A 12643-nucleotide genomic window follows, 5' to 3' on the forward strand; every position below is an offset into this window, starting at 1 on the left:
AAAAGAAAATGACATTAGAAATTATTTTACTCTTATTGCTATTAGGCTTATTAGCAGGATTTTTAAGTGGTAGTGTAGGAGTAGGTGGTGGCGTTATTATGGTGCCACTAGCAATATGGTTTTTAGGTTATAGTCAGCATCAAGCACAAGGATTAAGTCTTGCTGTATTAGCAGTTCCTGTCACATTTCTTGCTGCATATACGTATCATAAAAATGGTCATGAACTCGACTGGCGTTATGCATTAGTGATTGCTGTTGCTTTTGTTTTTGGTGGTTATTTTGGAACTAAATTAGCAATAAGTATAAATCAACAGTTATTAAAAAAGATTTTTGGAGTTATTTTAATTATTGTAGCCGTTAAAATGATTTTTTTCTCTAGCGCCAAAGCTTAATGTATTAAGAAAACCCTAACAATAGATAAACGATAAAAGCTGTTTATTTACATTTAAATTAATTCAATTTTTTTCAATTATGAAATATACATTACTTGCTTTTATGTCATTATTTGTAGCTACAACTCTTACAGCACAAATAGAAGCACCACAACCTAGTCCTAGTGCTATGGTAAAACAAACCGTTGGTCTTACGGAAGTTACACTGGAGTACTCTAGACCGGCTATGAGAGATAGAGATATCTTTGGCGATTTAGTACCTTTTGATAAAATGTGGAGAACCGGTGCAAATGCTAACTCTGAGGTTTCATTCTCTGATGATGTGATGGTGGCTGGGAAAGAATTAAAAGCTGGGACTTATGCAGTATTTACTAAGCCTGGTAAAAAAGAATGGGATGTTTATTTTTATACTGATCATTCTAATTGGGGAACACCTAGTGAGTGGGACGATTCTAAAGTAGCTGCAATGGTTACCGTGCCCGTAAGCAAACTAAAAAATACTCAAGAAAGTTTTACCATGGCAATTAATGAGATTAACATGGAAGGTGCTCATTTACAAATTATGTGGGCTAATACTACGGTAGCAGTTCCTTTCTCAGTGCCTACTAAAGCAAAAACTGAAGCTAGTATTGATAAAGTAATGGCAGGTCCTAGTGCAAACGATTACTATTCTGCAGCATCTTTTTATCTTGATGCAGATAAAGATTTAGAAAAAGCACACGAATGGATTACTAAGGCAACTGTATTGAGCCCTAAAGCGTTTTGGATGTTCCGTAAAAAATCACTTATAGAAGCTAAATTGGGCAATACGAATGCAGCCATTGCATCTGCAAAGCAGTCTCTAGAATTAGCTACTGCTGCAGGTAATGCTGACTATGTAAAGATGAATAAAGATAGCCTTAAAGAATGGGGCGTTAAGATGTAATAACCTGTAAATAATATCGCTTTTGCGAAAGCGTATTTAAAAAACCACTTAAGAAATTAAGTGGTTTTTTGTTTTAAAAAGAGAATGTCATTAATTGCACAGCACCAAAAATAAACCTAATCATCAAGATTACGGAGATAATAATCCCGATGACTTTAAGAGTTTTATCCTGTATACTTAAAGCTATCAATAATGGTAATGCAGCCGAAATTAAGTTAACTAATCCCAAAAAAATATATTGAGAATTTGAAGAGTAACTATAACTAAAAATGGCACTCACAATAGCATTTAACAACATTGTTGATAACCACAAAATAAGGGTTGCAATCAATAATTTATCGCTTGATGACTTCTGGGTAGCCGGTTGTAAATTAGTTTGCTTATGAAAGGTTACATTTTGAACAGCTGCAGTAGGCTTTTGAAATAAAACATCTAATTCAGCAATGCTAGAGGCAGTTGCTACAAAACTTTTATTTTCAGTTCTAATCTTAAAATCAGGACGTAATGCTTTTTCTTTTAACTCATTTAGATGAAACGGGCCGAACTCATTTATGCCGTCTGAGTAATAATAATGTATCATATGATTTTAAAATTTAAACGTCTTGAAAATGTGTAATTTCTTCAGTATCATTTTTAGAACCACTAGATTCTATCAACCATGCTAGTCCCACAGTAATCAATGCACCCAATGGATTCAACCATAAAAACGGTAATAATTTCACATCAGGAACAAACTCATCTACACAATAGAATGCTATCACAATAGCTTCTGAAATTAACGCGGCAATAAATATCGAACGACCACGTACTTTTTTTAAATAGAAAGCCACTAAGAAAATCCCAAGGATAGTTCCATAAAATAGCGAACCTATAATATTTACTAGCTGTATCAAATTATCAAATAACGATACAACACTAGCAAATATAATAGCTATTATTCCCCACATAAGTGTAAACCATTTACTCATGCGCACATAATGATCATCATCCTTAGTATCATTGTGATTAAAACGCTTATAAATATCTACGGCAGTCGTGGAGCTTAAGGCATTCAACTCTGACGCTGTTGAACTCATTGCAGCACTTAAAATTACGGCTAGTAAAAGACCTATCAAGCCTTTAGGTAAATGGTGTAGAATAAAATGAATGAAAACAAAGTCCTTATCATTAGTTTCAATACCATCGTCTGCTTTGGCTATTAATTGTCTTGCAGCTTCTCTGTTTTCTTCTTCTGCCTGACGGAAGTAATTCAGACGTGACTCTAATTTATCTTCAGGTGCTATGTATTGATTATTCAGCTTTTTGGCATAGTTCTTTTGCATGGTTTGCTTTTCATTCAGGATAGAGTAGTGGCGCTCTTGTAAGGCTTCATAATCTGCTGCATATTCACTTTCCATAACAGCTTTTTCGGCAGCAGGATTAAAGTTCAAAGGTGTATCATTAAATTGATAGAATACAAAAACCATGACACCTACCATAAGAATAAAGAATTGCATCGGTACTTTAAGTAATCCATTAAATAATAAGCCGATACGCATTTGCTTAATAGATTTACCAGACAGGTAACGTTGTACTTGCGATTGATCAGTTCCAAAATAGCTCAACATTAAAAAACTAGCACCAAAAATCGCGCTCCATACATTGTAGCGATCATTTAACGAAAAATCAAAATCTAAAATTTTCATCTTATCTGCGCTACCGGCCATGGTTAATGCATTGTCAAAGGTTACATTATCAGGTAACTGTGTAACAATAAGAACAAAGGCAGTAATCATACCGGCCATGATGATGATCATTTGCTGTTTTTGGGTAACGTTTACCGCTTTAGTTCCACCAGATACGGTATAAATTATAACTAGAATTCCTATAATTATATTTAGATATTTTAGTTCCCAATCCAGTACGGCACTCAGTATAATAGCTGGTGCATAAATGGTAATTCCTGCAGCTAGTCCACGTTGTATAAGAAATAGGATTGAGGCTAGTGATCTGGTTTGAACATCAAATCGCTTTTCTAAAAATTCATAAGCAGTGTATACTTTAAGCTTATGATAAATGGGAATGAATGTCACACAAATTATGATAATCGCAATAGGCAGACCAAAATAGAACTGGACAAATTCTAAACCATCTGTATAAGCCTGTCCTGGTGTACTTAAAAATGTTATAGCACTAGCCTGTGTTGCCATTACCGATAGTCCTACCGTCCACCATCTTGCATCACCACCTTTAATATACTCTTCGCTGGTTTGTTTTCCTCGAGTTTTATAAACTCCATACAACACTATAAAGGCTAGTGTTGATGTAAGAATCGTCCAATCAATTATTTCCATAAACGGCAGTAATTAAGTAAAATATAGCTGCAAAAATGATGTTTGCAACAATCACAAGAATGTAAATACAATTCCATTTCTTAGAACTTTTCATCACTATTCTTTTTAACAGGTTGATCATCTACACCTATACTTACCATATTAGCAAGTAATTTGTAAGCTCCAGAAACACCAGCAGGTAACTCTCTAAAAAGGCTGAGACCTGTATATATAATATGCCCATTGCCATATCTCGCAACAATTAAACTACCATTAGTCATCTCTTCACCGTTATCATTCATTCCTAGAATAGGAGTAAATGCTGGATCCCATTTTTCTGGAAAATACAATCCACGTTCTTGTACCCAATTTTCAAAATCAACACTTGTAATTTTATTAGGCTTGTTTAAAATCGCATGGTTAGGTTCTAATAAAGTTACAGCAGCATTTTCATCGGTTACACGCTTTCGCGAAAGCGTAATAGATAACGGCCCTAGTGCATCTGGATTTATACGTCTGCTTGTGTTGTACTGCATCATTAACGTCCCACCATTTTTTACATAGGTATCGATACGTTCTTGTAATGCTGCCATTTCAGTAGGTGCGACGTTAAACGCTCTAATTCCTACCACAACAGCATCATATTTTGATAAATCACTAGGAACCTCGCTAGGTTCAAAACGGAAAACTTTTGATCCTATCGCTTCTATCGCGGTGGCAACATCATCGCCGGCGCCATTAATATAAGCCACTGTGGTAGCTCTATTTTTAAGATTAGGTTTAACAACTTGAGCTTCATTGTTGCGCACTAACTGTTGATCTGGTATATGGTTATAATCTATAGAAATAACCTCTTTAGAAAATGATTGATCACCTATTTTTACCAGACCACTTACCACACCACGTGAGGCTCTTTTAGGAGGTACTATGTTAAAATTATAAGTACGCACGGTTCCAGAAGTCATGGCGTCAAATTCAATTTTAGAAGGTTTGATCATCCAGTCATTAGGAGCGCATAGCTCAATAGTTCCTGCTTTTAAATCTGTATTTGCGGTCATGCTTACCTGTATTATTTTAGATTCTTCATTAAAAATATAAACAGGATTTTGAACACTTACAGATACGGCAGGTACAACATTTAATGGCTCATGTATCTCACCTCGTACAGGATCAGTTGATTTAAATTGAATTTTTAAGTCTCTATAGATTTTTATATTCTGTATGGTTACTACTGCCTTTACTGCAAATGGTGATTCAAGTTCTGGCAAACCTCTTTCATTCATAGCCTTAACAGTATACATACCTAGGGATGCTGGTTCATTAAGGTAATAAGGTGACGTGGGCTGGAAGTACTGCGGTATCGTTAGGGTACCTTTTACAATTGTACTGGAATTAGATGTGGTGTTAATTTGAGATTGATCTAACGCTATCATATTATTAGCCGTTAAGGAAATATTTATCTCATCATTAGATCTATTTGTTACCTCAATATTAATAGGTGTGGTAGCACCATCAGTAATATATTGTTGATTTGAGCTCGCTTCTAAATAAACACCAGTGATTTGAAGAATAATATCTTCAAGTTCTCTTAATTTGATGGCTTTCCAGTGCTCATCTTTAAGTCTAGAAATGGCTTGATGCAACTCAGCTAGTGCTGGTAGACTAGCTTCAGGATTTTTAAAATCATAACTCGATAGAATTTTATTAAGTTGGGTTTGAATTTTAGATCCACCAGATACTCGTGTCCATGTAGTATTAATGCCCGAGAACAAATCTGATTTATCGGTTGGGAAAGAGCCTTCTAAATACTCGAGATATTCAGTTTGTGATCCTCTAGAACCACTACTACCAAAACCTTGTGATTTATGCTCACTGCGACTTAATGCGGCAATCTCACTGTTAGATAAACCATTCCATGGGTAATAAGTTCCGGCATCGATCTCTAGTAAGTTGGTTTTGTCCGCTTTTTCAAAAGCTTCTTGACTTCCGTAAAACCACCAACTAGTATTAAAAAATATACGTTGAGGTTGCCATGTGTCTAGGCGACTTAATTGACTCGCATATGCTGTTTTAAGTGCTGCACTTTTATATGCAGTCATGCTTAACATAGCACTGGTTGTATGATGACCATGAGTGGTACCAGGCGTGCGATGATTAAATCGGTTGATGATGACATCTGGTTTAAACGTTCTTATGATTTGCACCATGTCTTCAAGAACTTCTTGTTGATTCCATATTTCTAGGGTTTCATCTGGATGTTTAGAATAGCCAAAATCGTTTGCACGTGTAAAGAACTGCTCGCCGCCATCTCGATGTCTCGCTTCTAGCAATTCTTGTGTGCGTATCATACCTAACTGCTCACGCAATTCTGGACCTATAAGGTTTTGACCACCATCACCTCTGGTTAATGATAAGTAACCAGTACGTGCCATCTTATCATTAGAAAGCCATGAGATTAAACGTGTGTTTTCATCATCTGGATGAGCGGCTATGTATAGTGCAGTACCTAAAAAACCTAACTTCTCTAGATTGTGATATATCTCACTGGTATTGGGTTGTGTAGGGAATAATCGATTTTCTTGAGCTGTGGCGTGACCTAGGAATAAAAGGGACGCAATAAAAGTAAAAATTAGTTTCTTCATATTGCGTGTGAAGATAGAATTTTCAATTCTTAAAAATTTGTGAAGATTTGTAACTTCTTTATCACATCTAGACGTATTTGAGAATGTTCTGATTTATAATCTTTGAACCATCAATGTTTTAATAAATATTACCAGTTGATTACATACGCTTTCGCGAAAGCGTATTTTCCAGTTCTAATAGTGTTCTATTTGAGTGTTAGGTGAATAGTAGTTGATCATTTTCTCAAACGATTCAATATTGTAGTTGATAGAGTTCACCAAAAAGCTATAAGAATTTTTTGATCGGTCCTCATTTTGATAAGTGATCATATAATCGTGATAGGGAATGCCCATCAGTTTTACTTCGGGTTTAGAAAGTCTAACACTAATAATGTCTTGTAACTTTATTTTGATAGTCCCACTTTTATAGGTGAGATATAAAAATTCAGAATCATAAAAGGCATTAGCATGTTCATTATAAGATCGTCTTGCAATTAAATAACCTATAATCACACTAATTAGAATTACAGGTCCCAAGAAAAATAAATGGTTTTTAAGAGCAGCAATGAATATTAAGCAACCTATAAATGTAAAGATAATGGGTAGGAAGGTTTTATTGAGTCTATGGTTAGGAGCAAGATCTTTCATAACCTTATCTAATAGGTATATTTCTGTACTTAGAACTTAGAATTAAAAACAGACCATAGAAAAGTACACCGCTAGAGACTAGTCCCATAATTATAGCTCCATACTCGACATGCATAAACGCAAAGGCAGCGTCTGCGCCTTTAGGTAAGTTTTGCATATTGTAATATGCAGATCGCGCTAGTATATACGCAAAAACAGCAAATACAATTCCGCGACTGAACCTACCTATGCGACCTAAAAGCATGAGGTATTTGTATTGATGATCAGTAAGATTTTCTTTATGCGTCATTTTGTCCATCATGGTTGAAAAAGAGATCCACCATTCATTAATAGCACTTACAGCCAGTCCAGTAGCGATTATAAATACAATGATTTTTCCCCATACCGATTGTAGTATTTTGATTTTCCATCCAGGATTACCATCATCGTCTGGCATACCGAACAGTAATTTTAAACAAGTAAATAAGAGTAGACAGTATCCTATACCATTTATAAAATATGCTGCTCTACGGAAAGTTGGTTTTCCAGAATCACTGTCATAATCTTGCATATTAAAAGTTAGAAAGAATCTGGAGAAAATATAACCAGCTAGACCTATACTCATTAATAAAATTAAGAACCATCCAAAGCTTAAATGAGAGATCCATTTTAAAACGTCATCACCACTTTTAAGCGCATAGGTGAGCTGAAACGCTGTAATTAGTGCGGTTATTCCCATCAATAAAAAAACGGCACCTTTAGTAGCTATTCCTATTCTTGCAAATCTTCTGTAATTTTTCAATCGTTGTTTTTAATTCCTTCAAAAATAACATCCGATAGATAACGTCTTATTATAAGTAACAAAACTTTAGTTGTTTAATTTATCGTTTCTACGATCTTTTCCCACATTTCATCATGTAATATAACAGGAACTAAACTTCCAGAAGGCTCGTTGCCCATTCTTATGACTACCATATTTAAGCTAGGTACGACATCTATAAACTGTCCATTTTTACCTAAGGCGCTAATCATATCCACTGGTCCAGATGGCGTTAGGGATGACGGGATAGTTGCTGTAGATCCAGGAAATCTTAAGGTACTTTTACCATTTAACCACCATAGATAACCATATGCTTCATTAATATTTTGAGAAGTGTTTGTCATCGCATTAAAATAGGTACTATCGCCTAAAACAGTTGTTCCGTCCCAATTCCCTTCGGCAAGTGTTAATAAGCCAAATCTTGCGGTACTTCTTGCGTTACTAAAAAATACGTTGGTAAATAATGCTGTATTCGTCCATTGTCCTGTCATACCTGTTTTACTTAGTACAGTATTATTTGTGTACTGATTATTAGTGACACCAGTTGCTGCTTCGATGATATCATGGGTGATAAGGTAAGTACCATTATGGTAGTACCATTCATTCCCAGCGTCTACTAGATAATTTAAACATGTTGGATCATAACATTGTTCATCGGTTACATTGTAGTCGATACCAGTGGTAAACGATAAATGGTTTTTTATAGTAATTAAGTCTTCTTTATCTTGTGACATATTCGTCCATCCATTGCCTAGATAGTCAGATGTCTTATCATCTATATTTAAGTAACCTTCTTCTTGTGCGATACCTACCACAGTACTAGCTAGCGACTTGCCAGCACTTGCCCAATACCAGACGCTATTTCTATCAAATGGCTGACCTAGTAAGTCATTATTCCAGTATTCTTCAACGACGATTTTACCATCTACTAAAATGATAAATGCACGCGTTTCATTTTGCTCTAAAAAAGTGTTAAGTTCAGTAAGCTTTTGATCATCCCATTGTAAATCTGTTGGAGAAGTTGTCTCCCAAGTGTCACCAGTTAATGGTGGGAAATAATTTACTTCTATCGGGTCTATTATGATATCGTCATCATTATTATCATTTGAACTACAAGAGGTTACTATAAAAATGCTTAGTAAAAATATAGATAAAAATACTTTCATGATAATCGGTTGTTTTATAATGAATGAGTAACAAGAATAAGAATAAAATTAAGACTATAAATAAATGTAAAAGTTTAATTACAATATATCATACTACGCTATCGATTTCGTAATTTTGCTTTTATAAATTGAGAATATCATAATGCAAGATCAAACTCCATATATCCCAGTAAATAAAGTACGTATCGTTACTGCAGCTAGTCTTTTTGACGGTCATGATGCCGCAATTAATATTATGCGTCGTATCATTCAATCTACCGGTTGTGAAGTCATTCATTTAGGTCACGATAGAAGTGTAGAAGAAGTAGTAAATACTGCTATTCAAGAAGATGCAAATGGTATCGCCATGACCTCTTATCAAGGTGGTCATAACGAGTACTTTAAGTATATGCGTGATTTATTAGTAGAAAAAGGCGCAGGACACATCAAGATTTTTGGTGGTGGTGGTGGAGTGATTCTACCATCAGAGATTCAAGAATTGATGGATTATGGAATCACACGCATCTATTCACCAGACGATGGACGTGAGATGGGATTGCAAGGAATGATTAATGATTTAGTGAAGCAATGTGATGTTCCTGTACCTGCTTTCGCGAAAGCGCAATTAAACGGAGAGCTACTAGAAAATCACGTTCCTACCATTGCTAGATTAATCTCGCTAGCAGAAAACCGTCACGATGATTTTACCAAACATTTTGCAGAAGCCGATAAAACTGAAAAACAAGCACCAGTTCTAGGAATTACAGGAACCGGTGGTGCTGGTAAATCATCACTTGTAGATGAATTAATACGCAGGTTTTTAATCGATTTTCCAGAGAAAAATATAGGAATCATATCTGTAGATCCATCAAAACGTAAAACTGGTGGTGCATTACTAGGTGATAGAATACGCATGAATGCTATTAATAACGATCGTGTTTACATGAGGTCTCTGGCAACTCGACAATCAAATCTAGCACTTTCTAAACATGTGCAAGAAGCTGTTGACGTTTTAAAAGCTTCAGACTATGATTTAATCATTTTAGAAACTAGTGGAATAGGGCAGAGCGATACGGAGATACTAGAACACAGTGATGTGTCTTTATATGTTATGACTCCAGAATTTGGTGCGGCGACACAACTAGAGAAAATCGACATGCTTGATTTTGCAGACGTAGTGGCAATCAATAAATTTGATAAACGTGGTTCACTAGATGCATTACGCGATGTAAAAAAACAATACCAGCGCAATCATAACTTATGGGAAGCAGATCCTGCAACGCTACCAGTTTATGGAACCATAGCAAGCCAATTCAACGATCCAGGAATGAATGCGTTGTATGAAGCGCTAATGGCTGAGGTTACTGAGAAAACAGGTGTAGATTTAAGTTCGCAAAATGAACTTAATAAAGCGCAAAGCGAAAAAATATTTGTAATTCCTCCAGCAAGAACACGTTATTTAAGTGAGATTGCCGAAAGTAATAGAGCTTATGATAATACTGCCGCAGCTCAATCTAAAGTGGCACAGAAATTATATGGTGTTTTTCAAACGGTCAATACTTTATTAGATCAAAATGAAAATGCACCTGCGGTAGAAAACAGAGAGCGTTTAATTACTGATAAAGGATTAAATGAAGAGTACATTTTATCTCTAGTTTTGGCAGATGATGTAGATTTTATGAATCTTCTAATCGCACAATTCAACAAATCATTAAAAGACCTTGATCCATATAACTGGGAAGTAATTACCGGTTGGGATGAAAAAGTAAATAAATACAAACAACCTAATTATGAGTTTCAAGTACGTGACAAAGTCATTAAAATTGAAACACATACAGAGTCACTATCTCACAAAATGATTCCTAAAGTAGCGTTGCCTAAATACAGCGCTTGGGGCGATATTTTAAAATGGTGTTTGCAAGAAAACGTACCAGGTGAGTTTCCATATACCGCAGGATTATATCCGTTTAAACGTACTGGAGAAGATCCTACCAGAATGTTTGCTGGAGAAGGTGGGCCAGAACGTACAAACAAGCGTTTTCACTATGTGAGTTTAGGGATGCCAGCAAAGCGTTTATCAACGGCATTTGATAGTGTAACCTTATATGGTAACGATCCAGGATTACGTCCAGATATTTATGGTAAAATCGGTAATGCAGGAGTAAGTATTTGCTGTCTAGATGACGCAAAGAAATTGTATTCTGGTTTTGATTTATCACATGCCATGACTTCGGTTTCTATGACTATTAATGGTCCAGCACCTATGTTATTAGGGTTCTTTATGAATGCTGCGATAGACCAGAACTGTGAACGATTCATTACAGAAAACGGACTAGGCGATAAAGTAGAGGCAAAGCTTAAGGAAGTATATGACGATAACAATGTAGAACGTCCTTCTTATTTAAACGCTCAAGGCGAAAAAGTATATTCTAAAAACGGTGCGGTAGACACTAGTAAACTACCAGAAGGAAATGATGGTCTTGGTTTAATGCTTTTAGGTCTTACAGGAGATCAAATTCTGGATCCAGCAGACTATAATCGCATTAAGATAGAAACACTTGCACAAGTACGTGGAACCGTTCAAGCAGATATTTTAAAAGAAGATCAGGCACAAAACACTTGTATTTTCTCTACAGAATTTGCACTGCGTTTGATGGGAGATGTACAGCAGTATTTCATTGAAGAAAAAGTACGTAACTTTTATAGTGTATCGATTTCTGGTTATCACATTGCCGAGGCTGGAGCAAATCCTATCACACAATTGGCTTTCACACTAGCAAACGGATTCACTTATGTAGAATATTACTTGAGTCGTGGAATGGATATCAATAAATTTGGTCCTAACCTAAGTTTCTTCTTCTCAAACGGTATCGATCCTGAATACTCTGTAATCGGTCGTGTGGCTAGAAAGATTTGGTCCAAAGCAATGAAGAACAAATACGGAGCTAACTCTCGTGCACAAATGTTGAAATACCACATTCAGACTAGTGGTCGTTCTTTACATGCACAAGAGATAGATTTTAACGATATACGTACGACCTTACAAGCGCTGTATGCGATAAATGATAACTGTAACTCGTTACACACAAACGCTTATGACGAGGCGATCACAACACCGACAGAAGAATCTGTAAGACGTGCGATGGCCATTCAATTAATTATCAATAAGGAATTAGGGCTTGCTAAAAATGAGAACCCTATTCAAGGAGCGTTTATCATTGAAGAGTTGACTGATCTTGTAGAAGCTGCTGTATTAGAAGAATTTGATAGAATTACAGAACGTGGTGGCGTACTAGGAGCGATGGAAACCATGTACCAGCGCAGTAAGATTCAAGAAGAATCTATGCACTATGAGATGTTAAAGCACACTGGTGAATTCCCTATTATAGGAGTAAATACTTTCTTAAGTTCAAAAGGTAGCCCAACGGTTTTACCAGCTGAGGTAGTGCGTGCCACAGAAGAAGAGAAGCAAGCACAAATTGCTACTAAGGATAATCTACATACCGCTTTCGCGAAAGCGCAACAAGAACAATTATCTGCAATCCAAAAAGCCGCCGTAGCTCAAGAAAATATCTTTGAACACTTAATGGAAGCGACGAAGATCTGTACGCTAGGTCAGATAACGGATGCGTTGTTTGAAGTAGGTGGACAGTATAGAAGAAATATGTAAGCAGAATTCCACTTTTCAAAAGCGCAAGCGCATTGAAAAGTGTGAATCTCCTTTATCCCGAATTTGCTTCGGGATCTTTTGAACCTAAAATGATTTTCAGCTCTACAGTCTTGTTAATTCCGCTTATATCG

The 12643-nt window shown here is 35.9% G+C and carries 9 protein-coding genes; 3 read left to right on the forward strand and 6 right to left on the reverse strand.

All coding sequences use genetic code 11. From position 1 onward, the window contains the following. The first annotated feature begins 8 nt into the window (after positions 1-8). Positions 9-392 (forward strand): sulfite exporter TauE/SafE family protein, encoded by a 384-nt coding sequence (locus ACJJVI_RS09610; RefSeq protein WP_006795324.1) that lies wholly within the window; start codon positions 9-11, stop codon positions 390-392. 79 nt (positions 393-471) lie between these two features. After that, positions 472-1317 (forward strand): DUF2911 domain-containing protein, encoded by an 846-nt coding sequence (locus ACJJVI_RS09615; protein WP_405351655.1) that lies wholly within the window; start codon positions 472-474, stop codon positions 1315-1317. Between the two features lie 73 nt (positions 1318-1390). On the opposite strand, the gene ACJJVI_RS09620 is transcribed toward ACJJVI_RS09615, so the two are convergent. The 6 genes from ACJJVI_RS09620 to ACJJVI_RS09645 form a co-directional block, all read right to left on the reverse strand. Beyond that, on the reverse strand, positions 1391-1897 hold the full coding sequence (locus ACJJVI_RS09620) for a hypothetical protein (protein WP_405351657.1): 507 nt from the start codon (positions 1895-1897) through the stop codon (positions 1391-1393). A gap of 13 nt (positions 1898-1910) precedes the next feature. Beyond that, a complete protein-coding gene (locus tag ACJJVI_RS09625) occupies positions 1911-3650 on the reverse strand; it encodes a sodium:solute symporter (RefSeq protein ID WP_405351658.1) in 1740 nt (579 codons plus the stop codon). An 80-nt stretch (positions 3651-3730) separates the two neighbouring features. After that, the gene (locus tag ACJJVI_RS09630; protein WP_405351659.1) at positions 3731-6271 is read right to left on the reverse strand and encodes a PIG-L family deacetylase; all 2541 of its coding nucleotides are present in this window, start codon (positions 6269-6271) and stop codon (positions 3731-3733) included. Positions 6272-6445: 174 nt separating this feature from the next. Beyond that, the gene (locus ACJJVI_RS09635) at positions 6446-6898 is read right to left on the reverse strand and encodes a hypothetical protein (protein ID WP_405351661.1); all 453 of its coding nucleotides are present in this window, start codon (positions 6896-6898) and stop codon (positions 6446-6448) included. Positions 6899-6902: 4 nt separating this feature from the next. Beyond that, positions 6903-7679, reverse strand: coding sequence for a DUF1206 domain-containing protein (locus tag ACJJVI_RS09640; protein ID WP_397300013.1), 777 nt, complete (start codon positions 7677-7679; stop codon positions 6903-6905). Between the two features lie 74 nt (positions 7680-7753). Next, a complete protein-coding gene (locus ACJJVI_RS09645) occupies positions 7754-8863 on the reverse strand; it encodes a serine hydrolase domain-containing protein (protein ID WP_405351663.1) in 1110 nt (369 codons plus the stop codon). A 142-nt stretch (positions 8864-9005) separates the two neighbouring features. Here ACJJVI_RS09645 and ACJJVI_RS09650 point away from each other — a divergent pair, with 142 nt between their 5' ends. Beyond that, positions 9006-12512: a methylmalonyl-CoA mutase family protein gene (locus ACJJVI_RS09650; protein WP_405351664.1), complete on the forward strand. Its 3507-nt coding sequence runs from the start codon at positions 9006-9008 to the stop codon at positions 12510-12512. Positions 12513-12643: the final 131 nt, after the last annotated feature.

Source organism: Nonlabens sp. Asnod3-H03, from assembly GCF_045063665.1.
Taxonomy (GTDB): Bacteria; Bacteroidota; Bacteroidia; order Flavobacteriales; family Flavobacteriaceae; genus Nonlabens; species Nonlabens ulvanivorans.